This window comes from Streptomyces sp. 35G-GA-8 (genome assembly GCF_023534745.1).
Classification (GTDB): Bacteria; Actinomycetota; Actinomycetes; order Streptomycetales; family Streptomycetaceae; genus Streptomyces.
The window spans coordinates 293,655-318,584 of record NZ_JAMHJQ010000008.1; the positions used below are offsets into that span (position 1 = coordinate 293,655).

22 protein-coding genes and 1 tRNA gene are annotated in these 24,930 nt (G+C 70.9%); 7 read left to right on the plus strand and 16 right to left on the minus strand.

Translation table 11 applies throughout. From position 1 onward, the window contains the following. Window positions 1-36: 36 nt before the first annotated feature. From M1203_RS20325 to M1203_RS20345, 5 genes are read right to left on the minus strand one after another with little or no spacing between them, the layout of a single operon-like run. Complete coding sequence (locus M1203_RS20325) at window positions 37-1,065, minus strand: ABC transporter permease (RefSeq protein WP_249951170.1); 1,029 nt, start codon at window positions 1,063-1,065, stop codon at window positions 37-39. After that, complete coding sequence (locus tag M1203_RS20330; RefSeq protein ID WP_249951171.1) at window positions 1,062-2,630, minus strand: sugar ABC transporter ATP-binding protein; 1,569 nt, start codon at window positions 2,628-2,630, stop codon at window positions 1,062-1,064. Before M1203_RS20330 ends, M1203_RS20325 begins: the two co-directional genes overlap by 4 nt. 2 nt (window positions 2,631-2,632) lie before the next feature. Next, window positions 2,633-3,706 (minus strand): sugar ABC transporter substrate-binding protein, encoded by a 1,074-nt coding sequence (locus M1203_RS20335; RefSeq protein ID WP_249951172.1) that lies wholly within the window; start codon window positions 3,704-3,706, stop codon window positions 2,633-2,635. Window positions 3,707-3,749: 43 nt separating this feature from the next. Further along, window positions 3,750-4,541, minus strand: coding sequence for an SDR family NAD(P)-dependent oxidoreductase (locus tag M1203_RS20340; RefSeq protein WP_249951173.1), 792 nt, complete (start codon window positions 4,539-4,541; stop codon window positions 3,750-3,752). Continuing rightward, complete coding sequence (locus tag M1203_RS20345; protein WP_249951174.1) at window positions 4,538-5,857, minus strand: enolase C-terminal domain-like protein; 1,320 nt, start codon at window positions 5,855-5,857, stop codon at window positions 4,538-4,540. Before M1203_RS20345 ends, M1203_RS20340 begins: the two co-directional genes overlap by 4 nt. Window positions 5,858-6,107: 250 nt before the next feature. Here M1203_RS20345 and M1203_RS20350 point away from each other — a divergent pair, with 250 nt between their 5' ends. Beyond that, window positions 6,108-7,205, plus strand: coding sequence for a PAC2 family protein (locus M1203_RS20350; RefSeq protein ID WP_249951175.1), 1,098 nt, complete (start codon window positions 6,108-6,110; stop codon window positions 7,203-7,205). Between the two features lie 145 nt (window positions 7,206-7,350). On the opposite strand, the gene mshC is transcribed toward M1203_RS20350, so the two are convergent. The 4 genes from mshC to M1203_RS20370 all read right to left on the minus strand — a co-directional run bounded on the left by mshC (window position 7,351) and on the right by M1203_RS20370 (window position 10,947). Continuing rightward, window positions 7,351-8,580, minus strand: a complete 1,230-nt coding sequence (mshC, locus tag M1203_RS20355) for a cysteine--1-D-myo-inosityl 2-amino-2-deoxy-alpha-D-glucopyranoside ligase (protein WP_249951176.1) — start codon at window positions 8,578-8,580, stop codon at window positions 7,351-7,353. Between the two features lie 160 nt (window positions 8,581-8,740). Continuing rightward, window positions 8,741-9,568, minus strand: a complete 828-nt coding sequence (locus M1203_RS20360) for an SCO1664 family protein (protein WP_249951177.1) — start codon at window positions 9,566-9,568, stop codon at window positions 8,741-8,743. Beyond that, complete coding sequence (locus tag M1203_RS20365) at window positions 9,532-10,122, minus strand: DUF3090 domain-containing protein (protein ID WP_249951178.1); 591 nt, start codon at window positions 10,120-10,122, stop codon at window positions 9,532-9,534. The genes M1203_RS20360 and M1203_RS20365 overlap by 37 nt, the downstream gene beginning before the upstream one ends. Before the next feature lie 138 nt (window positions 10,123-10,260). Next, window positions 10,261-10,947 carry a histidine phosphatase family protein gene (locus M1203_RS20370; protein WP_249951179.1) on the minus strand — a complete coding sequence of 229 codons (687 nt, stop codon included), beginning with the start codon at window positions 10,945-10,947 and terminating at the stop codon, window positions 10,261-10,263. Window positions 10,948-11,031: 84 nt separating this feature from the next. On the opposite strand from M1203_RS20370, the gene M1203_RS20375 reads away from it, so the two are divergent. Continuing rightward, window positions 11,032-12,072, plus strand: a complete 1,041-nt coding sequence (locus M1203_RS20375; RefSeq protein WP_249951180.1) for a magnesium and cobalt transport protein CorA — start codon at window positions 11,032-11,034, stop codon at window positions 12,070-12,072. 75 nt (window positions 12,073-12,147) lie between these two features. Here the strand turns inward: M1203_RS20375 and M1203_RS20380 are convergent, their stop codons facing one another. Together M1203_RS20380 and M1203_RS20385 are read right to left on the minus strand one after the other, a co-directional pair. Further along, window positions 12,148-12,933: a ferritin-like domain-containing protein gene (locus tag M1203_RS20380; protein WP_249951181.1), complete on the minus strand. Its 786-nt coding sequence runs from the start codon at window positions 12,931-12,933 to the stop codon at window positions 12,148-12,150. A 348-nt stretch (window positions 12,934-13,281) separates the two neighbouring features. Then, window positions 13,282-14,334: an LLM class F420-dependent oxidoreductase gene (locus M1203_RS20385; RefSeq protein ID WP_249951182.1), complete on the minus strand. Its 1,053-nt coding sequence runs from the start codon at window positions 14,332-14,334 to the stop codon at window positions 13,282-13,284. 128 nt (window positions 14,335-14,462) lie between these two features. Between M1203_RS20385 and M1203_RS20390 the strand changes: the two genes are divergently transcribed. Next, the gene (locus M1203_RS20390) at window positions 14,463-15,446 is read left to right on the plus strand and encodes an aldo/keto reductase (RefSeq protein WP_249951183.1); all 984 of its coding nucleotides are present in this window, start codon (window positions 14,463-14,465) and stop codon (window positions 15,444-15,446) included. Beyond that, the gene (locus M1203_RS20395) at window positions 15,431-17,689 is read left to right on the plus strand and encodes an ATP-dependent RecD-like DNA helicase (protein WP_283958843.1); all 2,259 of its coding nucleotides are present in this window, start codon (window positions 15,431-15,433) and stop codon (window positions 17,687-17,689) included. The genes M1203_RS20390 and M1203_RS20395 overlap by 16 nt, the downstream gene beginning before the upstream one ends. A 95-nt stretch (window positions 17,690-17,784) precedes the next feature. On the opposite strand, the gene M1203_RS20400 is transcribed toward M1203_RS20395, so the two are convergent. Next, complete coding sequence (locus M1203_RS20400) at window positions 17,785-18,435, minus strand: hypothetical protein (protein WP_030354640.1); 651 nt, start codon at window positions 18,433-18,435, stop codon at window positions 17,785-17,787. Window positions 18,436-18,482: 47 nt separating this feature from the next. On the opposite strand from M1203_RS20400, the gene M1203_RS20405 reads away from it, so the two are divergent. Then, entirely contained in the window at window positions 18,483-18,671 is a 189-nt protein-coding gene (locus M1203_RS20405) for a DUF5703 family protein (RefSeq protein WP_030354641.1), read from the plus strand. Window positions 18,672-18,780: 109 nt separating this feature from the next. Here M1203_RS20405 and M1203_RS20410 read toward each other — a convergent pair whose 3' ends face one another. The 3 genes from M1203_RS20410 to M1203_RS20420 all read right to left on the minus strand — a co-directional run bounded on the left by M1203_RS20410 (window position 18,781) and on the right by M1203_RS20420 (window position 21,443). Continuing rightward, window positions 18,781-19,593 carry a chaplin gene (locus M1203_RS20410; protein ID WP_249951185.1) on the minus strand — a complete coding sequence of 271 codons (813 nt, stop codon included), beginning with the start codon at window positions 19,591-19,593 and terminating at the stop codon, window positions 18,781-18,783. A 141-nt stretch (window positions 19,594-19,734) separates the two neighbouring features. Further along, window positions 19,735-19,968 (minus strand): chaplin ChpH, encoded by a 234-nt coding sequence (gene chpH / locus M1203_RS20415; RefSeq protein ID WP_249951186.1) that lies wholly within the window; start codon window positions 19,966-19,968, stop codon window positions 19,735-19,737. A gap of 149 nt (window positions 19,969-20,117) precedes the next feature. Beyond that, on the minus strand, window positions 20,118-21,443 hold the full coding sequence (locus M1203_RS20420; RefSeq protein WP_249951187.1) for a M20/M25/M40 family metallo-hydrolase: 1,326 nt from the start codon (window positions 21,441-21,443) through the stop codon (window positions 20,118-20,120). Between the two features lie 253 nt (window positions 21,444-21,696). Between M1203_RS20420 and M1203_RS20425 the strand changes: the two genes are divergently transcribed. Beyond that, window positions 21,697-21,784, plus strand: a tRNA-Leu gene (locus M1203_RS20425). Between the two features lie 222 nt (window positions 21,785-22,006). Next, window positions 22,007-22,450: a PAS domain S-box protein gene (locus M1203_RS20430; RefSeq protein ID WP_249951188.1), complete on the plus strand. Its 444-nt coding sequence runs from the start codon at window positions 22,007-22,009 to the stop codon at window positions 22,448-22,450. Window positions 22,451-22,463: 13 nt separating this feature from the next. On the opposite strand, the gene M1203_RS20435 is transcribed toward M1203_RS20430, so the two are convergent. Then, a complete protein-coding gene (locus M1203_RS20435) occupies window positions 22,464-24,773 on the minus strand; it encodes a glycosyl hydrolase family 18 protein (protein ID WP_249951189.1) in 2,310 nt (769 codons plus the stop codon). Window positions 24,774-24,930 lie beyond the last annotated feature (157 nt).

The window sequence follows — 24,930 nt, forward strand, 5'->3', positions numbered from 1 at the left end:
TGGGGCCCGCCTCGGCGGGCGGGCCCCATGGCCCGGTCAGTCCTGCTTCTCGCCGCTCGCGAAGCGCGAGATGACCAGCGCGACGATGATGATCGCGCCGTTCAGGAACTGGTTCCAGAGCGCGGGCACACCCCCGAGCGTCATCACATTGACCACCAGCTGAAGGGTCAGCACCCCGGTCAGCGCCCCGAAGAGCGTGCCGCGCCCGCCCTTCAGGCTGATGCCCCCGATCACCGCGGCGGCGAAGACCTGGAAGATCCAGCCATTGCCCTGGGTGGCCGCGACCGAGCCGTAGTGGCCGGTGTAGAGGATGCCCGCGAAGGCCGCGAGCAGCCCGCCAACAGCGAGCACGATCCAGGTGATCCGGTCCACCCGGATCCCGGCGGCGCGGGCCGCCTCCGGGTTGCCGCCGATGGCGTACAGCGAGCGGCCGTGCCGCAGCCAGGCCAGCGTCGCGCCGCCGATCGCGAAGAGCGCCAGACAGATCCAGACGGCGGCGGGGGCGCCCAGCCAGTCGGTCTTGCCCAAGTACCGGAAGGACTCCGGGACATCGGTGATCGACTTGCCCTCGGTGATGCCGATATGGAGTCCGCGCAGCATGGTGAGCATGCCGAGGGTGGCGATGAAGCCGTTGACGCGCAGCTTCAGCATCAGGAAGCCGTTGACCACGCCGATGGCCATGCCGACCAGCAGACAGGCGGGGATGGCCATCCAGATCGGCAGCAGGTCGAGCCCGGCGAACCGGCCGCCCTCGGAGGGCAGTACCAGCCACATCGCGATGACCGGCGCGATCCCGATCGTCGACTCCAGCGACAGGTCCATCCGGCCGCAGATCAGGATCAGCGCCTGGCCGAGCACCAGCAGACTCAGCTCGGAGGACTGCTGGACGACGCTGATCAGATTGCTGGAGGTGAGGAAGACCGGCGAGACGATGAAGCCGATCACCATCAGCACCAGGATCACCGGCACCAGCGAGAAGTCGCTCCACCGGATGAGCCGGAGCCGGTTCAGCGGGCTCGCGCCGTCGGCCTCCTCGGCCACCGGCGGACGCATCGTCTCGGTCATTCCCGCTCCCCCACACCTTCCATGGCGGCGACCAGTTCCCGGTCGGTCCACCCACTTCCGAACGAAGCCACCACGCGCCCGTGGAACAGGGCGAGTACCCGGTCGCACACCCGCAGATCGTCCAGCTCGTCCGAGACGATCACGGCCGCGCTGCCCTCGTCCGCCACCCTGCGCACCACGCCGAGCAGCGAGTCCTTCGATTTGACGTCGACGCCCGCCGTGGGCCGCAGGGCGATCAGCGCGCTGGGTCCGCGCGCCAGGGCGCGGGCGACGACGACCTTCTGCTGATTGCCGCCGGAGAGCCCCGAGACCGGCTGTTCCGGGCCCTGGGTCTTGATGTCCAGCGACGCGATCATGGCTCTGGCGAACTCCCTGGTCCGCGAGGGCAGTACGGTCCCCCACGGGCCGAGCTGGTCGGTGACCGTGAGCGTGGCGTTCTCGGCGACGCTGCGGTCCAGGACGAGCCCCTGACGGTGCCGGTCCTCGGGGATGTATCCGATGCCCGCGTCCAGCGCGTGCGGAACGCTGCCCGGCCTCACCGTACGGCCGCGCACGGATATCCGTCCCGAGGTCGCCGTACGCATCCCGGCGAGCGTCTCGCCGAGCGCGGTGTTGCCGCTGGCCGCTGCTCCGGCCAGGCCCAGCACCTCACCGGGCAGCACGGCGAGATCCAGCGGCTCGAACTCGCCCTCCAGCGCCAGCGCTTCGGTCCGCAGTACGGGCTCGGCTGCCGGGTCGTCCGCGCCCTTCGCGCCCGACGGGCCGGTCGCGTCCGCGCGCGCGGCGTGCCAGGCGACGGCCGTCCCCGCGGACTCGCCGGTCATCGCCGTCACCAGCTCCGTCTTGGACAGCTCGGCGACCGGAGCGGTCAGCACATGGCGGGCGTCCCGGTAGACCGTGACGGCGGTGCACAGTTCGTACACCTCCTGGAGATGGTGGGAGATGAAGAGGAACGCCACGCCCTGGTCGCGCAGTTCCCGCAGCTTGTCGAAGAGCCGCTGGATGCCCCGCGCGTCGAGCTGCGCCGTGGGCTCGTCCAGGATGATGAGCCGGGCGCCGAAGGACAGTGCCCGCGCGATCTCGACGAACTGCCGCTGCTCGACGGGGAGATCCTTGGCGCGGGCGTCCGGGTCGACATCGACCCCGTACCCGGCCAGCAGCTCGCGTGCCTGCCCGCGCAGCCGCCGCCAGCTGATGAGGCGGCGGGCGCCGGGCCCGGATCCCCGCACCCCGTAGTCGTTGAGGAACAGGTTCTCGGCGACGGTCAGATCGGGCACGACCATCGACTTCTGGTAGACACAGGCGACCTTGGACTGCCAGGCCGTGGTGTCCCCGAAGGCGGGCGCGGGCTCGCCGCCGAAGGTCACCTCGCCCGCGTCCGGTCTGTGCAGCCCGGTGAGGACGCTGACCAGGGTGGACTTGCCCGCGCCATTGCGGCCGACGAGCGCGTGGGACTCGCCGGGCCGTACGGTGAGCCGGACACCGTCGAGCGCCACGGTGGGACCGAAGCGCTTGACGATGCCTTCCGCGTGGACCGCGGCGGGGGCCCGCTGCTGCTGTTCCATGGCTAGCTCTTCTTCTCCAGCTGGTTGGCCCAGAGCTTCGGGTCGTCCACGTTCTCCTTGGTCACCAGCGGCGCGGGGAGCTGGTCCTCGAAGCCGTTCGGGATCTTGATGATCGTGGAGTCGTGGTCGGTCGGCCCCTCCTTCGGCGTGGTGCCCGCGAGCGCCTGCTTCGCCCAGTACAGCGCGTACTTGGCGTACAGATCGGCCGGCTGCGAGACCGTGGCGTCGATCTTCCCCTCGCGGATCGCGTCCAGCTCCTCGGGGATGCCGTCATTGGAGATGATCGTGATGTGCCCCGCCTCGCCGGGCGCCTTGAGCAGCTTCTTCTGCTCCAGCAGGGCCAGTGTCGGCTGGAGGAAGACACCGCCCGCCTGCATATAGATGCCGTTGATGTCGGGGTGGGCGGCCAGGGTCGACTGGAGCTTCGCCGAGGCCACGTCGCCCTTCCACTCGGTGGCCAGCTCGAAGACCTCGATGCCGGGGAACTTCTGGTCCATGCAGGACTTGAACGCCTCGGAACGGTCACGGCCGTTGATGGAGGAGAGGTCGCCCTGGAACTCGACGACCTTGCCCTTGCCCTTGAGCTGTTCGCCCAGGTACTCGCAGGCCTTCTGGCCGTACGCGCGGTTGTCGGCCCGTACCACCATGTAGACATCGCCCTTGTCGGGCCGGGTGTCGACGCTGATGACGGGGACCTTCTTCTCGCTCAGCGTCCGGAGCGTCTCCGCGATCGCGCCGGTGTCCTGCGGTGCCATGACGACGGCCTTGGCGCCCTGGTCGGTGAAGACCTGGACATTGGAGACGAGTTTGCCGATGTCGTTCTGCGAGTTGGTCAGGGAGAGCGCGTCGACCTCGCCGTCCTTGACGCCCTGTTCGACGTACTGCTGATAGGAGTTCCAGAAGTCACTGTCGTTGCGCGGCAGGTCGATACCGACCTTCCCGCCGCCCGCCGCGTCAGGGCCCTGGTCGCGGTTGCAGCCCGCCAGGGCGGTCACGGCCAGGAGCACGGCGCAGGCGGAGGCGCTGGTCGTACGGAGTCTACGGAGTGGGGGGCGTCCCACGGGGTGTCGCGGCATGGATTGTCCCGTCCTTTGTCCCTCATGCGTGCGTGAGTACGGCTCAGGTGGCGGGGCGCAGGCGCAGGCCCTGCATTCCGCCGTCGACCGCGAGCGCCGTGCCGGTGACGGCGGCGGCGGCCGGGCCGGCGAGATAGGCGACGGCGGCGGCGACCTCGTCCGCGCTGACCAGCCGTCCGGTTGGCTGGCGCGCTTCGAGGGCGGCGCGTTCGGCCGCGGGGTCCTGGGCCTGGTCGAGCAGTCTGCCGACCCAGGGCGTATCGGCGGTACCGGGGTTGACGCAGTTGACGCGGATGCCCTCGCGGACATGGTCGGCGGCCATCGCCAGGGTCAGCGAGAGGACCGCGCCCTTGCTGGCGCTGTACAGGGCGCGCTGGGGCAGCCCCGCCGTGGCGGCGATGGAGCAGGTGTGGGTGATCGAGACGCAGCCGGGCCGCTCGGCGGCCGATCGGCGCAGATGGGGCAGGGCGTGCCGGGCGGTGCGGACCATGCCGAGGACATTGATGTCGAGGACCCGCAGCCACTCCTCGTCGGGGTTGTCCGCGACGGTGCCGATGGCGCCGATCCCCGCGTTGGACACGACCGTGTGCAGCCCGCCGAACTCCTCGGCCGCCGCGTCCACGGCCGCCCGTACCGCCGTGTCGTCGGTGACATCGGCGGTGAGGGCCAGCGTTCCCGCGGGCGCTCCGGCGCTCTCCCGGTCCAGCACGGCGACCCGGGCGCCCCGCGCGAGCAGCAGCGTCGCGATCGCCGCCCCGATCCCCGAGGCGCCGCCGGTCACCAGCGCGCCCAGCCCCGCGAGTTCCCGCGTCTGTCCTGACTCCGCGGCGGTCATGCGCCGGCCTCCTCGGTGGTGCGACGGGCCTGCCAGACGGGTCCGTCGGGATAGCTGTGCGCGGCGATGGACTCCGGGAGCATCCGGGCGGAGAAGCCCGGTGCGCTCGGTGTCAGATAGCGCGCGGAGACGACCACCGCCGGGTCGGCGAAGTGCTCGTGGAGATGGTCGACGTACTCGATGACCCGGCCCTCCAGACTGCCGGAGACGGCGATGTAGTCGAACATCGAGAGATGCTGGACGAGTTCGCAGAGCCCGACACCGCCCGCGTGCGGGCAGACGGGCACGCCGAACTTGGCCGCGAGCAGGAGGATCGCCAGATTCTCGTTGACGCCGGCGACGCGGGCCGCGTCGATCTGGACATAGTCGACGGCGCCGGCCTGGAGCAGCTGCTTGAAGACGACGCGGTTGGCGACATGCTCGCCGGTGGCCACCTTGACCGGCTGGCCGGCCCGGATCGCGGCATGGCCGAGGATGTCGTCCGGGCTGGTCGGCTCCTCGATCCAGTGCGGTTCGTACGGCGCGAGGGCCGACATCCAGCGCAGCGCCTCGGACACGTCCCAGCGCTGGTTGGCGTCGACGGCGATCCGGATGTCGGGGCCGACGGCGGCGCGGGCCAGCTTCATCCGGCGGATGTCGTCGTCGAGATCACCGCCGACCTTCAGCTTGATCTGTTCGAAGCCGTCGGCGACCGCCTGCTCGGCGAGCGTCACCAGCTTGGCGTCGTCGTAGCCGAGCCAGCCGGGCGAGGTGGTGTACGCGGGGTAGCCCTCGGCCCGGAGCCGGGCGGTGCGCTCGGCCCGCCCCGGCTCCGCGGCACGCAGGATGTCCAGCGCCTCGTCCGGGGTGAGGGCATCGGTCAGATAGCGGAAGTCGACGAGCGAGACGATCTCTTCCGGCGTCATCGCGGCCAGGAACTCCCAGACGGGTCTGCCCGCGCTCCTGGCCGCGAGATCCCAGGCGGCGTTGATGACGGCGCCCGCCGCCATGTGCATCACGCCCTTCTCCGGGCCGAGCCAGCGCAGTTGCGAGTCATGGGTCAGTTCGGTGGAGAGCGCGGCGAGATCGGCGGCGGTGCGCGGGGCCGGGCGCCCGACGACATAGGGGCGCAGCGCCCCGATGGCCGCCGCGGTCACGTCATTGCCGCGCCCGATGGTGAAGCAGAGGCCATGTCCCTCGGCACCGTCGTCGGTGCGCAGGACCACATAGGCGGCCGAGTAATCGGGATCCGGGTTCATGGCGTCGGAGCCGTCGAGCTGTTCCGAGGTCGGGAAGCGGATGTCATGAACCTCGAATCCCGTGACGGTCTGACTCATACACGCCCCTTGAGAAGAACATCGGATCTCTTTTGGTCATCCGATGTATAGCGTCGTGGGCGCCCGATCGTCCAGGGCCGGGACGAAAATTACGATCACAGCTCGGATGAATCGTCGGTGTGAGTCCACGACTCCTCGGGCTATGCCCCGGTACGGAGAAGTTCACCCGGCCGGGCACGGGCTGCGGACGGGCAGGTGTGAAGCCGTAAGGTTGGTGCGTACAAGAGGGAACTTCGGAAGGAGGCACTGGGTGATCGAGCTCGACGGGGTTCCCGAGCTGATCGACCCGGTCATGGTGGCCGCGTTCGAGGGCTGGAACGACGCGGGCGACGCGGCCTCCACCGCGGTGGCGCATCTGGACCGGGAATGGAAGGGCGAGGTGTTCGCGGCGCTGGACGCCGAGGACTACTACGACTTCCAGGTCAACCGGCCCACGGTCTATCTGGAGGGCGGCCTGCGGAAGATCACCTGGCCGACCACCCGGCTCTCCGTGGTGCGGGTCGGCGGTGAGAAGCCCCGCGATCTGGTGCTGGTCCGGGGGATCGAGCCGTCCATGCGCTGGCGTTCGTTCTGCAACGAGCTGCTGGGCTTCGCCCATGAGCTGGGCGTGGAGATGGTGGTCATCCTGGGCGCGCTGCTCGGCGACACCCCGCACACCAGGCCGGTGCCGGTCAGCGGGGTCACCTCCGACACGGACCTGGCCAGGACGATGGACCTGGAGGAGACCCGGTACGAGGGGCCGACGGGCATCGTCGGCATCCTCCAGGAGGCCTGTACGCACGCGGGGGTGCCCGCGGTGAGTCTGTGGGCCGCCGTACCGCACTATGTGTCGCAGCCGCCCAACCCGAAGGCCACGCTGGCGCTCCTCAACCGGCTGGAAGATCTCATCGGTCTCCGGATCCCGCAGGGCGAACTGGCCGAGGACGCACGGGCGTGGCAGCTGGGCGTCGACCAACTGGCCGCCGAGGACAGCGAGGTGGCGGAGTACGTGCAGTCGCTGGAGGAGGCGCGGGACACCGCGGAGCTTCCCGAGGCGTCGGGCGAGGCCATCGCCAGGGAGTTCGAGCGGTATCTGCGGCGGCGTGACGGCGATCCCGGCCAGGGGCCGGCGAGCCATGCCTCGGAGAGCGGTGAAGGCCCGTCCTATCTGCGTGACACGCCCGGTGGCCGGCGCCGCCCGCAGAAGCCGCCGCGCGGCGGACCCGACACGGGCAAGGGCCCCGAGCAGGGTCCGGGTCCGGGTCCCGAACGGGGCTCAGGAACCGCGCCGGACAAGGGTTCTGACGGGGAGCCGGGACCTGACGGGGACGCGGGCCCCGAGGGCGAGGACGGCTCCGCCGAGGACTGAACGCGCGTACCAGGAGCGGGAAGACCGGGACGTACGGCAGTTACGGCCCAAGAGCGGGGCGGCGCCTCACCGGCACCGCCCCGCTCCCGTATCTCCTGGGCACGGGGTCTTCCCAGGCTCTAAGCGCGGGATCCTCGTGGCGCGATCACAGCGCGACGCCGAGCAGCGCGTCGACCGCGCGCGAGACCACTCCGGGCGCTCCCTCGTCCGTGCCACCCGTGGTCTCCTGGAGGGCCGCCCAGCGGTCGACGGCCGTGAGCGCCGCGGGCGCGTCCAGATCGTCCGCCAGCGCCGTGCGGATCTCGTCGAGCAGCGCCTCGGCCGAGGGTCCGTCGGGCCGCGACACCGCGGCCCGCCAGCGCCCCAGCCGCTCGACCGCGTCCTGGAGCACCTGATCGGTCCACTCCCAGTCGGAGCGGTAGTGGTGCGCGAGGAGCGCGAGCCTGATCGCCGCCGGGTCCACGCCCTCGCGGCGCAGCGTCGAGACGAAGACCAGATTGCCCTTGGACTTGGACATCTTCTCGCCGTCCAGGGCGACCATCCCGGCGTGCACATAGGCCTGGGCGAACGGGTGCTCACCGGTCAGTGCCTGCGCGTGCGAGGCGCCCATCTCGTGGTGCGGGAAGGCCAGATCGCTGCCGCCGCCCTGGACGTCGAAGCCCATGCCCAGATGGTCCAGGGCGATGGCCACGCACTCGATGTGCCAGCCGGGCCGGCCGCGGCCCAGGCTGCCCCCGTCCCAGCTCGGCTCGCCCGGACGCGCAGCCAGCCAGAGGATCGGGTCGAGGGGGTTCTTCTTGCCGGGCCGGTCGGGGTCGCCGCCGCGCTCGGCGGAGAGCAGCCGCATCGTCTCGGCGTCGAGGCGCGAGACCTCGCCGAAGTGCCGATCGGCCTCGACCGAGAAGTAGACGTCACCGTCGAGTTCGTACGCGGCCCCCGCGTCACGCAGCCGCTCCACCAGCGGCACGATGCCCGGTATCGCCTCCACGGCGCCGATGTAGTGCTGGGGCGGCAGCATCCGAAGGGCGGTCATGTCCTCCCGGAACAGCGCCGTCTCGCGCTCCGCCAGCCCGACCCAGTCCTCGCCGTCGCGCCGCGCCCGCTCCAGCAGCGGATCGTCGACATCGGTCACGTTCTGGACGTAGTGAACCTGCCGCTTGGTGTCGAGCCACACGCGCTGGACGAGGTCGAACGCGTTGTAGGTCGCCGCGTGCCCCATGTGGGTCGCGTCGTACGGCGTGATGCCGCAGACATAGATCCGGGCGACGGGACCGGGCTCGAGGGTGACTCGGCCATTGGTCGAGGTGTCGTGAATCCTGAGGTCGCGGCCCTTGCCAGGCAGGGCGGGGACCTCGGAAGCGGGCCAGGCATACATGTCATGAGCGTAACCGGATGGAGGTTCCGCATACGAACCGGATGGGCGGTCCTGGCCGGTTGGGCGCTCTTGCGCGATGCGCCGCCGGCTGATCGGGCCGGCCGGACGGACCGGCGCCCGAGGTCGCACGGCCCGTGCCCGTGCCGGTCTCGTGCCGTGCTCAGACCGGTGGCCAGGGGATCGCGGGCCACTGGCCGGAGGGCTCCGGATGGCGGCCCGTGTGGCGCAGTTCACCCACACGGGACCGAATGGCGTCGGTCTCGGCCAGAGTGAGCAGTTCGGCCAGCCGGGTGGCGAGGGGCGCGCCCTCCATCAGGGCTTCTTCCAGCCTGCCGAGCACCTCCAGCGTCTGGGCGGGCAGCGGCTCGCCGGCCCAACCCCAGAGCAGGGTGCGCAGCTTGTCCTCGACGTTGAACGTGACGCCGTGGTCGATGGCGTACAGCCGCCCCTCGGGCGCGGGCAGCAGATGGCCGCCCTTGCGGTCACCGTTGTTGATCACCGCGTCGAGCACGGCGAGCCGTCGCAGTCGCTCGTCGTCCGCGTGCACCAGCAGGGCGGTCTCCCCCTCGCCGACTTCGGCGAGGCCGACCGCCTTCCAGCCGTCACCGGGCTCCTCGTCCTCCACGAGGGCGAGCAGCGGCGCCGCGGTCCCGTCCGTGTCCGCCTCGATCCACAGCTGGCACATGCCCTCGCCGTAGGGGCCGTCCCGCAGCACGGTCGGGGGCACCAGGCCCCAGCCGGTCGCCTCGGAGACCTCGTACGCCGCCACCTCGCGCTGGGCCAGCGTGCCGTCCGGGAAGTCCCACAGGGGCCGCTCGCCCGCGACGGGTTTGTAGACGCAGTGTGCCTGCTCGCCCTCGTACGCGACGGAGCAGTAGAGCACCGCGTTGGACGCCTCGCGGATACGCCCGAGCACCGTCAGCTCGCCCTTGGCGAGGAGATCGACCGGCGTCACGCTCCGCGGCGGTATCCGTTCTGGCGCGGGCATACGTGTCCTTCCGGGTCGAGCGGCAGGCTGCACAGCGGGCACGGCGGGCGGCCGGCGTTGACCACGTCCAGGGCCCGCTTGGCGAAGGCCCTGGCCTGGGCACCGGTCAGCCGGACGCGGAGCATCGGCGGACCGTTCTCCTCGTCCTGGAGCAGTCGTTCCTCGGCCTCGGCGAGATCCTCGTCGCTGTCGGCGTCCAGCTCGACGAGCGCCTGGGCCTCGACGATCATGCGCTGTTCGTCGCCGTCCCAGGCCAGCGCCATCGTGCCGACCCGGAACTCCTCCTCCACCGGGGCGTCGAGCGGCGCGGAGTCGGAGACGTCGGAGGGTGCCATGGCGGGTACGGGGGCATTGCCGCCGGTACGGCGTACGACCTCGTCGAGCAGCTCATCGATCCGCTCGGCGAGCGCGGCCACCTGGGTCTTCTCCAGGGCGACGCTGGTGACGCGCCCTGCGGCGGAAGCCTGCAGGAAGAACGTACGGCGTCCAGGCAGCCCGACCGTGCCGGCCACGAAGCGGTCCGGTGGGTCGTAGAGGAACACCTGACGGGACACGTCCTGATCTCCCTTGGAAATCGTCGGTAACGGCACATCGGTCATGGCGATGGATCGGCACGCGCGATGGGCGGACCGCGGGTCCCGGGAAGCCCCGGGATCGCACGGACGGCGCGTCCACCCTACTGCGCGGAGCGATCACGGTGCTCCCGCTCCGCCCCCCACGACACCGCTGCCGCCGCCGGTGTTCTCCCGCGGCGCCAGCCCGGCGAGATCGCCGGTGTCACCGAGCCGCAGCACAAAGGGGCGCAGCCGCGTGTAGCGGACCGCCGTGACCGAGCAGGGGTCCACATGGATCCGCTGGAAAAGATCCAGATGCATGCCCAGGGCGTCCGCCACGAGCGCCTTGATGATGTCCCCGTGCGAGCACATCAGGAAGACGGCGTCCTCACCGTGCTCCTCCTCCACGCGCGCGTTCCACTCCCGTACGGCGTCCACCGCGCGCGTCTGCATCGCGCGCATCGACTCGCCCCCGGGGAACACGGCGGCCGAGGGATGCTGCTGGACGACGGTCATCAGCGGCTCGTCGGCCAGCTCGGCGAGCTTGCGGCCCGACCAGTCGCCGTAGTGGCACTCCCCGATCCGGTCGTCGGTCTGGACCGCCAGCTCCGGCCTGGCCTCCAGCAGCGGCTGAAGGGTCTCCCGACAGCGCTGCAACGGGCTGCTGACGACGGCGGCGATCGGCACCCCCGCCAGGCGTCCGGGCAGCGCCGCGGCCTGGGCGGCGCCGCGCTCGTCGAGGGCGACCCCCGGCGTCCAGCCCGCGAGCAGCCCCGCGGTGTTGGCGGTGGACCGTCCATGACGTACGAGGATCAATGTGGCCATGCCCGCCAGCGTAGGCGGTCCGTACGGCGGCGTCATGGGCCGGTGCGGGCCCGGAGGATGCGGGCCGGACGCCGAGAGGGGAGAATGCCCGCCGTGATCGTGGACTGTGCCATCTACCGCGACGGACGCCGTACCGACGGCCCCGCCGACTTCTCCGACGCCCTCGCCGAGGCGCGCGCCACGGGCGACGCGTTCCTCTGGCTCGGGCTGCACGAGGCCACGGCGCACGAGTTCGACCTCGTGAGCAGCGAGTTCGGGCTGCATCCGCTGGCCGTGGAGGACGCGCTCACCGCGCATCAGCGGCCCAAGCTGGAGATCTACGACGACTCGCTGTTCGTCGTGCTCAAACCGGTGCGGTACGACCACGAACGCGACATCGTCTCCTCCGGAGAGCTGATGGTCTTCGTCGGCGACTCCTTCGTGGTGACGGTCCGGCACGGCGGGAGCGCTCCGCTGACGGCCGTACGGCAACGGCTCGAAGCGGAGCCCGAGGTACTCAAGCACGGACCCACGGCGGTCCTGTACGCGGTCAGCGACGCGGTCGTGGACGACTACATCGAGGTGGCCGGGGAGCTCCAGCTCGATCTGGAGGAGCTGGAGGAGCAGGTCTTCGCGCCGAACGGGGGCGACGGCGGATCCGGGTCGCGCAAGCCGGGACCGGGGTCGGGGCCGGGCTCGGTGATGTCGACCGCGGAACGGATCTACAACTTCAAACGGCAGGTGATGGAGTTCCGCCGGGCCACCGGCCCGCTGGCGTCGCCGATGGCCCGGCTGGCGGGCCCCGGGGTGCCGTTCGTCGACACGGGCTCGCAGCTGTTCTTCCGGGACGTCAACGACCATCTGCTGCACGCCAATGAGCAGGTGGAGGGGCTGGACCGGCTGCTCTCCGACATCCTGGCGGCGCATCTCGCGCAGATGGGCGTGCGGCAGAACGACGACATGCGGAAGATCTCGGCGTGGGCGGCCATGGCCGCCGTCCCCACGCTGGTCGCGGGGATCTACGGCATGAACTTCAGGTACATGCCGGAGCTGAGGTATGTGTGGGCGTATCCGGCGGTGCTCGTGTTCATGGTGGTCGTGGTCTTCGGGCTGCATCGGGCGTTCAAGCGTCGCGGCTGGCTCTGACCCGCCATGCGTGGCCCCGACCCGCCGCGCGTGGCTCCGACCCGCCGCGCGTCAGGGGTTTGGAATCTCAGCGGCTCAGAAGGCCGGTGCGGCGGTCGCGGTCCCGCCGAGCGCGTCGCGCCGCTCGGGCATCACGAGCGTGACCATCCGGCGCCAGCCGATGAGCCGTTCGTACGCGTAGATCGCGTGGATCCCCGCCGCGAGTGCCGCCGACTTGGGCGCCGGCCAGCCGAGGATCCGGCCCATCCGGCCCATCACGGCCAGACTCACCTGACGGTAGACCCTGATCTCGGACAGGGCGCAGTGCCGCAGGGTGCGCTGGATCGTACGGCCATGGCCCGCGCGGGCCAGCCGCAGCAGCTCCTCGTGGCAGTAGGCGAGATGGTTGTCCTCGTCATTGCTGATCATCTTGACGGCCTTGCCGACCTCGGGGTTGTCGCCGAAGTATCTGACCAGCATCACCATCTGGTCGGCGGCCCGCTGTTCGGTGATCCGGCTGTGCGCGAGATAGACGAGGATGTCCTCCTCGGTCAGCGGTTCGTCACGGCGCAGCTTCGTGTGGGCGAGCCCGATGCCCTGCCGCTCCAGCAGCGTGGTGTAGTCCGTTTCCGCGGGTACCGCGACCGGCTGGAGACCGCGCTTGCGCAGCAGGGCGTTGAAGATCCGCCCGTGTTTGTCCTCGTCGGCGCCGTGCCGGGCGATCTTCGGAGCGAGATCCCGCATGGACCCCGGCACCAGGGCGGCGATCCGGCCGTTCTCCCATCCGCCCTGGGACTCGCCGCTGGCCGCGATGGAGCAGAACAGCCGGAAGGAACGATCGTCGTCCAGGATTTCCTGGAACAGGCTTCGGGCCGAGAGCATCACTGCCACCTCCATACAGACATCCGCAGAAACCGAGTCAAATGGGGTGCGGGGGAACAGGCAACAGCTACGCCGGGCCGCTGAGCCGAAAGAAGGAGCGTGAACGAAGCCCCGGCGCGTAACCGAGCGGGCCCGGAGGCGTTGTCGTACATGACGGCCGTGGCGGGGAAGACCCCCCGAGCCCCCACCACGGCCGGAGACTTCCGGCCGGCCGCCCGCATACCTCTCCGTACGTCACCGCGGACGTCGCGTACGAGCGCGCCGGTCCGGTAGCCCGTTCGGGCTATGCCGACCACACGGACCGGGACGGATCGGACCGGGACGGATAGCGGACAAGAGTCAGGGCGGCTACGACACCAGCCCGGCGCGCTCCAGGGCCTCCGTGCCCACGCGGAGCGCGGCGATCCGCTCGTCGAGCGTGAAGCCGGACGGTGCGAGCGTCAGCGTGGTGACACCGGCGGCGGCGTACGCCCCCATCCGGTCGGCGATCCGCTCGACGGAGCCGAGCAGTGTGGTCGAGTCGATCAGCTCGTGCGGTACGGCCGCCGCCGCGCCGTTCTTGTCGCCCGCGAGGTACTTGTCCTGGATCTCGGTGGCCTCCTTCTCATACCCCATGCGCCGGGCGAGCTGGTTGTAGAAGTTCTGCTTGCGGCTGCCCATCCCGCCCACATAGAGCGCGGTGTACGGACGGAAGACATCGGCCAGCGCGTTGATGTCCTCGCCGACCGCGATCGGCACGGTGGGGCAGACGTCGAAGCCGTCCATGGTCAGCCCGGCCTTCTCGCGGCCCGCCCGCAGATGCCGGACCGCCGTGTCCTCCAGATGCTCGGCGGAGGGGAAGATCAGCAGCGCGCCGTCGGCGATCTCGCCGGTCTGCTCCAGGTTCTTGGGGCCGATCGCGGCGATGTAGAGCGGGATGCGCTCGCGCTCCGGGTGGACGGTGAGCTTCAGCGGCTTGCCGGGGCCGCCGGGCAGCGGCAGCGTCCAGTGCTCGCCCTCGTACGACAGCCGCTCGCGGGTCATGGCCCCGCGGACGATCTCCACATACTCCCGGGTGCGGGCGAGCGGCTTGTCGAACTTCACTCCGTACCAGCCCTCGGAGACCTGCGGGCCCGAGACGCCGAGGCCGAGCCGGAACCGGCCGCCGGAGAGGGAGTCGAGGGTGGCGGCGGTCATGGCCGTCATCGTGGGCTGGCGTGCCGGGATCTGAAGGATCGCGGAACCGACGTCGATGCTCTCGGTCTGCGCGGCGACCCAGCTCAGTACGGTCGGCGCGTCGGAGCCGTACGCCTCGGCGGCCCAGCAGACGTCGTAGCCGAGCCGGTCCGCCTCCTGCGCGACGGCGAGGTTGTCGCCGTCCATCCCCGCGCCCCAGTATCCGAGGTTGATGCCGAGCCGCATAACCACTCCCTTACCGATGAGTAACGTCCCTGTGCCCGGGACTCTAGCGCGCGATACGGGCATCCGTCAGGGGCGGGTTGTCCACAGGCTCTCTCCGCGTGGGGCCGTGGCCAGTAATCTCAGCAGCCATGGAGCAGAGGCATCTCGGCCGAACCGGCCTGCGCGTGTCCAGAATCGGGCTCGGCACCCTGACCTGGGGGCGGGACACCGACGAGCACGACGCCGCCGACCAGATGAAGGCCTTCTGGGAAGCGGGCGGCACGCTGATCGACACGGCGGACGTGTACGGCGGCGGGGAGGCCGAATATCTGCTCGGTCAACTCGTCGAACGGCTCGTTCCGCGCCGCGATCTGATCATCGCGACCAAGGCCGGGAGTGTGCCCGATCCCTACCGGCGCTTCGACGGTTCGCGCGGACATCTGCTCGCCGCGCTGGACGCGTCCCTGGAGCGGCTCGGCACGGACTATGTGGATCTGTGGCAGATCCACGCCTTCGACACCGGCACACCGCTGGAGGAGACGCTCCACGCGCTCGACATCGCGGTCACCAGCGGGCGGGCCCGGTACGCGGGGGTGTCGAACTTCTGCGGCTGGCAGCTGGCCAAGGCCGCCACCTGGCAGCTCGCCTCACCCGGTATACGGACCCGGCTGGCCAGCAGTCAGATGGAGTACTCACTGCTGCAACGCGGGGTGGAGCGGGAGGTGCTGCCCGCCGCGATCGATCTGGGGGTCGGGCTGCTGCCCTCGTCACCGCTGGGGCGCGGGGTGCTCACCGGCAAGTACCGGCACACCACACCGCCCGATTCCCGGGGCGCCTCCGAGCTGTTGGCCCCGTTCGTCGAGCCGTATCTGGACGAGCCGGCGAGCCGGATCGTGGACGCGGTCGCGACGGCGGCGGAAGGGCTCGCCACGACCCCCTTGGCAGTGGCGCTGGCATGGGTACGGGACCGCCCCGGGGTCGTGGCACCGATCATCGGCGCGCGCAACGCGCAGCAGCTCACGGCCGCTCTGTCAGTGGAGAGCCTTAGTCTTCCTGACGAGATCTGCCAGGCGCTCGACGATGTGTCGGCGCCCGTGCACCGCTATCCCGACCAGGACTGGAGCACGCTGTGAGTACGGACCGCGACACCGCCGCGGGGGCGGCCGAGACCGCCACTGAGCACGCCACGGAGGACGCGGAAGGCCCCGGCACGGACAGTCCCGGCGCGGACAGTCCCGGCGCGGACGCGCCGGACGCGGAGGGCGGGACGGCCGCGGCCGAGGTGTCCGAGGCCGCGGCCGAGCTGGCCGCGCAGCGGGAGCTGCGGGAGCGGATCGAGCAGCGCAAGGCGGAGAAGGCCGGCCCCATCGCCGCCGGCACGAAACTGAGCGGGCAGGCCGCCGATCTGCTCGCCGCCGTACGCGCCGTGGAGAGCGGCGCGCCCGTGGACCGGTCGCTGCTGGGCCCGCGCGCGTCCGCCGCCCCGGAGCGCGCCCAGCCGTCTCCGCGCGCCGCTGAGCCCGCGTCGGCCGCTCCCTCGGGCCCCTCGCCGGGCCTCTCGCCCGCGCCCGCGTCGGCCTCGCGCGCCGTCCCTGCCGAGGCGGTGTCCGCCGTACGGGCCGTGCTGGCGCGAGGCGGTGCGCCGGAGGCGCTCGCGGGGCAGGTCGCCACCGCGCTCGGGGAGCAGGCGGCGGAGGTGCTGCGCGAGGACCCGTGGCTGCTGCTCGGTGTCGCCGGGGTACGGCCCGAGCAGGCCGACGGGTTCGCGCGCGCCCTGCTCGGGGCGGCCTGCGGCCCCGGTGACGAACGGCGGGCCGCCGCGCTCGTCGGCTGGCTGCTGGAACGGGCCGCGCTCCAGGGCCACACCGCGCTTGAGGCCGCGTCGGTACGGGACACCCTGGCCGAACACGCGGTGCCCGACCCTCACGAGGCGGTGCGGCACGCGATCGCCGAGGGCGCGGTGCTGGTGTTCCAGGAGGGCGCGGAGGACAGCTTCGGAGGCGGTTTCGAGGACGGCTTCGAGGAGGATTCCCCGGCCGTCGCGGAGGAGAGCGAGGCCGGAGCGGACGAGGAGCCCGCCGACGGCACCGACCCGGCCGAGGCCGGTCCGCCGGCCCCCGTGCTGCTCGGGCTCGACCGGTACGCGCTCGCCGAGGAGAGCCTGGCCGACGGGCTCGCGCGGCTGGTCAGGACCGGGCCCGAGGACTCCTGGGACGAGGCCGCGGCAAAGGCCCCGCGCGCGGCGGCGGAGCTGATCCGCGCGGTCGCCGGCCATGGGCTCGTGCTGCACACCGGCGGTGAGGCCGCGCGCGCCGAGCCGGTCGCCCTGGCCGGGGCGGCCCGCGCGCTCGGGGTGCGCGCGGTCGTCGCGACGCACAGCGAGAACGGCCGTGACCGACTGGACGCGGCGGCGGGAGCCGTCACCGTGGCCGGGCTGCTGGCGGGCGCGGAAGGCCCCGGACGGTACGCGGACGGCCTGTTCGCGCTCGATCTCCTGGTCGTCCTGGACGCGCCGCAGCTCGATGTCGAGACGGCCGCGATGATCGTCGAGTCCCTGCCCGACGGCAGCCGTCTGGTCCTCAGCGGTGACCCCGGAGTCCTGTGGTCGGCGGGCGCGGGCCGGGTGTTCGCCGATCTGCTGGCCGCCGGGGTGTGCCCGCGGCTCGCCTCCCGTACCCCCGACCCGGGGCCGGTCGGCGAGTTGGTCTCGGGCATCGGCATCGGTGAGCTGCAGCAGGTCGACGCCCCCGGCAAGGAGGTCGTGATCGTTCCGGTGCGGGACGCGGGCGAGGCGGTGCACCGCACGGTGCAGTTGGTGGCCGAGTCGGTGCCGCGCGCCTTCGGGGTGGACGCCGGGCAGACACAGGTGATCACCGTGGGCCATGGCGGCTCGGCGGGCACCCGCGCGCTGAACACGGCGCTCAAGGAGCGGCTCAACCCCGGTCCCGGCCGGTTCGGCGGCTTCGATCCGGGTGACAGGATCGCCTACGTACCGTCGCCCGGCCGGACGCTCCAGGGGGCGGTGGTCGCCGCGGACGCCGAGGGGCTGCGTCTCGACTGCGCGGGCACGGAGGTCGTCGTGGCCAGGGACCGGGTGGAGTCGGCCGTACGCCACGGCTGGGCGCTCACCGCGCACCAGGCGGCGGGGATGCGCTGGCCCGCGGCGGTCGTGGTGCTCCCCGGCGACGCCGCGCGGGGGCTGAGCCGCCCATGGGTCTATACGGCGTTCAGCCGGGGCGATCGCCATCTGTCGGTGGTGCACGGCGTCGACCAGGCGCTCGCGCGTGCCGTGACGGACGTCCCGTCCCAGGAGCGGACCACCAGACTGCGCCCGCTGATCGAGGGCCTGCTGGCCCCGGCGGTGCAGCCGGGCTGAGCCGCGCCCGGGTCGACCAGACCGCATGTCGACCAGGCCGCATCCGGGACGTCCGTACCGCCCGCGCCGCGCCCGTCGGCGCGGGCGGTACGGCGTCAGGCGTCCTGTTCCTCCAGGTCGTCGATGTCCGCGTCGAGATCGTCCTCGTCGAAGACCGCGCTGACATCGAAGCGGCAGACCACCTGCTGGGGATCGGCCTGGTCGAAGGGGGCCGAAAGCCACTCCCCCGGCTCGGGGAGGTCGTCCGCGGCGGACACCCAGAGGGTGGAGTCGCCCTCCTCAAGGCCGAACTCCTTGTGACGGGAGGCGATCTCGTCCGGTTCGTACTCACCGAAGAGCACACCGAGGGCGGCGTGCACACTGCCGCCCGCCACTCCTCCGTTGTCGGTGTCCCCTTCCACATCGGCGATGCGCTGTGCCTGTGCGAGCAGCCGCTGCGGCTCCACGACCGCGTAGTCACGCCGGATCAGCACGCTGAGGGCGTTGGGCTCCTCGGGACCGTTGTAGGGCGGCAGTGAGTCGTCCGGGTCCGGGATCTCGAAGGGGGTGACTTCGTCGTACCGGTTGTAAAGCCGCTCGTCATAGACCTCGGCCGCGACGGCGAGGGCGTTGAACGCGTCGGAAACAGCCGGGTCGTCCTCACCCGTGCGGTGTTCGACCGCCGCGAGATGGCGGTCCAGAGCTACCTTGACCGCCTCGGCGGCAGCGCGTACCTCGGCAGCGGTGGGCTGCGCAGCATCAGACATAGTGCAGACGCTATCCGTACCGGGGCTCTGCCCGCACAATAGATGCGATGCCGGAATACGAATTTGTCGACGTGTACGTGCCGCGCGGGGTCTCCCGCAAGGAAGCGGCGCGTCTGCTCACCGACCATGCCGAGTACGGGCACTGGGAATTGGACCGTCTGAGCCTGCACCGGGACGGCAGCCGCAGGGTACGGCTGCGCCGACGCATCATCCGTCAGGTGCGCGCCACCTGGTGAGGGTGAGTACGACGGAACGGGCCCCGCTGCTACGAGGCCCGCCCTGTCCTGCCTTGTTCCGTTTTCGGTGTGCTTTCCGCCCGCTTCGCTACGGTGCGATGTCGCGTGACTACGCGGCGGAGCGGGACCGGGAGCGGCGGTAGAGGATGGTGCCCGCGAGCAGCAGGCCCGCACCCGCCGGAATCGCGATCCCGAGCGCGTCGGCACCGGTACGCGCGAGGACATCGGTGCCCTCGGGCTGGGCGACGGTGTGCGTCTCGGGGGTGTTCGGGGCGCCGGGGGCGGCCGGCGTCGGCGGGATCGCACGGTCGGACGGCGGCGTGCCGGGCTCGTGCGGGGCGACCGGCTTCCCGGGGACCCCGGGCTGCTCGGGCTTGACCGGCGGGTGGACGGGCGCGTCGTTCGCGCAGTCGTTGCCCAGCGCGGGGTTGAGCAGGCCGATGACATCGACGGAGTTCCCGCAGACGTTCACGGGGATGTCGATCGGCACCTCGACCGAGTTGCCGGAGCCGACGCCCGGGGAGTCGGCCGCGCCGCCTCCCGCGTGGGAGCCGCCGGACGGCACGGTGTGTGTGGCGCCGGGGTGCGAGCCGCCGTTGTGCGACCCGCCGGGGTGCGCGGCACCGCCGTCCTGGCCCCCGCCGTGCGCAGGACCGTGTGCGCCGCCGGACGGTTTGCCGGACACATTGGCGCACTTGTTGCCGAAGGCGGGGTTGAGCACCCCGACGACATCGACGGTGTTTCCGCACACGTTGACCGGGACATGCACCGGAACCTGCACGTTGTTGCCGGACAGCACCCCCGGCGAGTTCGCGGCGGTGCCGCTCGCTCCCGAGTCCGCGTGTGCGTAGCCGCCGCCGAGCGCGAGTACGCCGCCCGCGGCTGCCACAGTGATCAGGCCTTTGCGCGTGACCTGCCTCATAGCTTCGATCCCTGCCTCTTGCCTTTCGGAGCTGCCCTGGGCATCGGTGCCGGGGCAGGATGCCCAGCGGCCCCGGAGTGCATGGCGCGCACTCCGGGGCCACTCGGACTCAGACCCTCACGAGGTGTGAGAGATACGACGTCAGTCGTTGATGCACACGTTGCCGAAGGCGGGGTTCAGCAGCCCGATCACGGAGATCGTGTTGCCGCACACGTTCACCGGAACGTGGACCGGAACCTGGACCACGTTGCCCGAAAGGACACCGGGAGAACCGATGGCGGCACCCTGGGCGCCCGCGTCGGCGACGGCCATACCCGCACCCGCGAGCACCAGACCACCAGTAACAGCCGCAGCAGCGACGACCTTCTTGATCATTGTTCCTCCTTGTTGGCAAATGCGGTCCCAGCCGCGGACCGCACACCTGTAACGAGGAGGAAGTAATGAGGCTACGAGCGTATGGTCGCATTCACTCTTCTCAGTCGCGGACGCACACGCTGTCGATTACGGGAGCCCCAACTCCCTTGTCAGCTGTGGTCGATGAAGCGATCCAGCACCCGCACACCGAACTGAAGGCCGTCAACCGGTACCCGCTCGTCCACACCGTGGAACATCCCGGCGAAGTCCAGCTCCGGCGGCAGCTTGAGGGGGGCGAAGCCGAAGCCGCGGATGCCGAGGTCGTCGAAGGACTTGGCGTCGGTGCCGCCCGACAGCATGTACGGAACGGCCCGCGCGATCGGGTCCTCCGCCGACAGCGCCGTCTGCATGGCGTCCACCAACGTGCCGTCGAAGCTGGTCTCCAGGGCCTTGTCGCCATGCACGTCCTCCCGCTTGACGCGGGGGCCGAGGATCCGGTCGATGTCGGCCAGGAACTCCTCCTCGTACCCGGGCAGGAACCGGCCGTCGACATGCGCGGTCGCCTGGCCGGGGATCACATTCACCTTGTACCCGGCGCCGAGCATGGTGGGCGCCGCGGAGTTGCGCAGGGTGGCGCCGATCATCTTCGCGATACCGCCGAGCTTGGCGAGCGTGGCGTCCATGTCCTCCGGGTCGAGCGGAGTGCCCAGCGCGTCGGACAGCTCGTCCAGGAAGGACCGTACGGTCTTGGTCACCCTGACCGGCCACTGATGGCGGCCGAGCCGCCCCACGGCCTCGCAGAGTTCGGTGATGGCGTTGTCGTGGTTGGTCATGGAGCCGTGCCCTGCGGTGCCCTCCACGGTCAGCCGCATCCAGTGCATGCCCTTCTGCGCCGTCTCGACGAGATAGAGCCGCAGATTCTCGTTGACGGTGAAGGAGAAGCCGCCGACCTCGCTGATCGCCTCGGTGACGCCCTCGAAGAGCCCGGGGTGGTGGTCGACGAGATACCGCGCCCCGTAGGTGCCGCCCGCCTCCTCGTCGGCGAGGAAAGCCAGCACGATGTCGCGCGGCGGCTTGCGGCCGGTGCGCATCCTGTCCCGTACGACGGCGAGGGTCATCGCGTCCATGTCCTTCATGTCGACGGCGCCCCGGCCCCAGACGCAGCCGTCCGCGATCTCGCCCGAGAACGGGTGGTGCCGCCAGTCCTCGGCGTTGGCCGGGACGACATCCGTGTGACCGTGAATGAGCAGGGCGGGCCTGGAGGGGTCCTCGCCCTCGATCCGGGCGACGGTGGAGGCACGGCCCTTGTGGGACTCGAAGATCTGGGGTTCGAGGCCGACCTCGGCGAGCTTCTCCGCGACATACTCGGCCGCGGCCCGCTCTCCCGGTCCCGAGTGGTCCCCGTAGTTGCTGGTGTCGATCCGGATCAGATCACGGCAGAGGTCGACGACCTCGTCCTCGCCCGAGACGGTCCTGCCCGCGTTCGGCTCGCTCACGCTGCTCACTCCCACGGTCGTTGCTGGTGGTCCTCGCTTGATGGTCCTCATACTCCCGCGATCCGCCCCCACACCCCAAGGCAGGCCCCGGCCTGTCATACGCCCGTCACAGGACCCGCCGCCCGTACCGCGACCCGGCCCGCGGGCGGGGTCGCGGGCCGGGTCGCGCGGAACGGGCCGTGATCGGGCACCGTCGAATGTTTGCTATGGTTTTCCACGTCGGAACGGCCCATGGCCGCCCGGCAGACACCTGGTCCGGGTGGCGGAATGGCAGACGCGCTAGCTTGAGGTGCTAGTGCCCTTTATCGGGCGTGGGGGTTCAAGTCCCCCCTCGGACACCAGAGAAGACAAGCATGACAACCACTGATGGTGTCGGCCGAATCACGGCCGGCACCATTTGCGTTTCCCGGACGCGGTGCGCGCGCGGCCCATGGGGCCGGGGCTCGCGTGACGATACAGGGCTCTTTTCCGTCCTCACCGTCGCGCGCGACATGGTCGACTGTATACACTCGCGGGGCGATCCGTGGAGTGCCGACGGCGGATCATCGCAACTCGGAGGCGTCATGGGAGACTTGAACCCCGAAGTGATACTCGCGATGGCGGAGCGGGCTCCCGACGGTCTGGTGATCGTCGACCGTGAGGGGCTGATCCGCTACTGGAACCGGGGAGCGGAGCGGATCTTCGGCTTCTCGGCGGCCGAGGTCGCCGGCCGTGATCTGGATCTGATCATCCCCGAGAAGCACCGGCGGCGTCACTCGGACGGTTTCGCGGCGGCCATGGCCGCCGGCGCCAGTAAGTACGGGGACAACGACCTCTTGGCGGTTCCCGCGCTGACCGCGGACGGTTCGACCATCTCCATCGAGTTCAGCGTGGTGCTGCTGACCGACTCCGACGGCGACGCGAGCCATGTCGGAGCCGTCATCAGGGACGTCACCGCGCGGCGGGCCCAGGAGAAGGAAGTGCGTCGGCGACTGCTGGAAGCCGCTCCCGGCAACACCGCCTCCTGAGCCCGGCTCGCGGTCAGCGGAGCCCGGTGTACAGGGCGTTCATCAGGGTGCCGTTCGGGGTGTCACCGGACATCTCCCAGACCATTGCGCCGAGCAGCCCCTTGGATTTGATGTACTCGGTCTTCTTCCCGATCGACCAGGCGTCGTCGAAGGACCACCACTGGCCGCCATTGCCCGTGTAGCCGTACGTGGCGACCGACTGGGCGTCATGGACGACCGTGATGCCGGGGTAGCTGGTGATCAGGTTCTGGTAGCCGCGGGTGCCGGCCTCCTCCGGGAACTGGCCGGGGGCCGCGCCGTTCGCGGTCTGCCACTCACCGCTGACGCCGCCGTCGGCGACCTCCTTCCAGCCCCTGCCGTAGAAGGGGAAACCGACGGTGAGTTTGCGTGGAGCGACCCCGGCGTCGGTGTACGCCTTCACCGCACTGTCGATGCTGAAGTCGTCGGGGTAGGGCGACTGGCTGTCGGCGTGGAGATTGGCCTGATGGCCGGTGCGGCCGGGCTCCCAGGAGTTGTCGCTGCCCGCGCCGTGGAAGTCGTAGCCCTGGACATTGGCGTAGTCCAGATCGCCGAAGATCTTCGACACGTCCCAGCCCGCGTCGATCTTCTTCGGGTCGGCGGGGGTGAACGCGGTGAGCAGCTTGTGGTCTCCGCCGAGCGCGTCGAGCTGCCTGCGGAACTCCGCGATCAGGGCGGTGTTGTTGGCCTTGTCCGCGGTGCTCCAGTGGTTTCCGGGGTGTCCGTCGGGAGAGCCGGGCCACTCCCAGTCCAGGTCGATTCCGTCGAAGATCCCCGCCGCCGCGCCCGGTCCGCCGGCGCCGTTGTACGCGGGCAGGTCGCCCTTGATGTACATGTCCACACAGGACTTCACGAACTTCCTGCGTGACGCGTCGGTGGCGGCCACGTCGGAGAAGTACTTGGAGAACGTCCAGCCGCCGAGCGAGATGACGATCTTCAGATGCGGGTACTTGGCCTTGAGCTTCCTGAGCTGGTTGAAGTTGCCCCGCAGCTTGCCCCAGCCGTCGTCGGCCACGCCGTCCACCGACTGGGAGGCGGCGAAGGCGCGGCCGTAGTCCGCCTCGGCGTCACCGGCCCCATCGCCCTCGTTGGGGTCCTGGGGGTTGCCCGAGACGCCTTTGACGACGCCGTTGAGGCAGGTGAGGTTGACGGGGTCGATATTGCCGAAGGCGTAGTTGATCACGTCCAGTTTGGCGGCGGCCCCGGAGGTGTCCAGGTTCTTGACGAAGTACTGGCGGCCGTAGATGCCCCACTGGACGAAGTAACCGACGGTCGCGTAACGGCCGTTGCCGACCGCCTCCTGTGTGGTGACCGTGAGCGTGGCACCGGCCGGGGACGGGTTGTCGGCGGCGTCGCGGGCCCGGACCGTGAACGCGTACGTCGTGGCGGGGCTCAGCCCGGTGACCGTGGTGGTCAGGGTGTCCGCCGGGACGGTGGCGACCTGGGTCGCTCCCCGGTAGACGTCGTAGGCGGCGACGCGGTTGTTGTCGGTCGACGCGTTCCAGGCCAGCGCGACGGTACTGGCGGTGACGGCGGTGGCGCGCAGGCCGCCGGGGGCCGTCGGCGGTACGGGGTCGGTCGCCGGGTCCACGGTGGTCGCGGTGACGGGCGCGCTCGGCTCACCGAGGTTGCCGCGGGTGTCCTTGGCGCGGACGGTGAAGCTGTAGCCGGTCGCCGGGGTCAGGTCCCGGACGGTGGCGGAGGTGGTGGCGGTGGCCGCGACGACGGCGCCGCCGCGCAGCACTTCGTACCCGGCGACGGGGAAGTCGCCGCGGGCGGAGGCGTTCCACTTCAGGCTCACGGTCCGGGCGGTGGTGTCGGTGACGGTCACACCGCCCGGCGCGGACGGTGGCGCGGCGGGGCTGCCGTCGCATTTGTCGCCGTTGATCAGGCAGCCGGTCGGCGCGGTGATCGGGCCGGTGGCGACGAACCAGTAACTGTAGGGCTCGGTACTGCCGTTCGCCGGAACGGTGGCGTTGTAGTGGGCGTTGCCCACGGTGACATGCGAGCCGTTCACGGTCGCGGTCCCGTTGTAGTGCTGGCTGATGGTGACCCCGGCCGGCAGATCGAACTCCAGGGTCCAGCCGTTGACCGGTGTGGCGCCGTTGTTCCTGATGACGAACGTGCCTTTCCACCAGGGTCCGTTGTCGGCACCGGTGAACGACGCGGTGAGCCCGCCCGCGGCCTGCGTCGGCGCGGCGATGCCGACGAGACCGCCCAGGGCGAGGACGAGAGCGGTGAGCGCGGCGAGAAGCCGCCGCCGGAGCGATGACAGGGATCTGATCGTTCTGGGTCTGGTGAACACGGCTCTCCTTGATGTGGGGGGAGGCGAGACCGGGGACGGGGTCCCGCGTCGCGTGTCCGTGCGTGTGCTGTGAAATCGCTGTGGAAGTGCTGTCCAGAGAAACCAGTTGCCGGGCACCCGTCAATGAGCGCCGCGCGGGATTGGGCTGTACCAATGG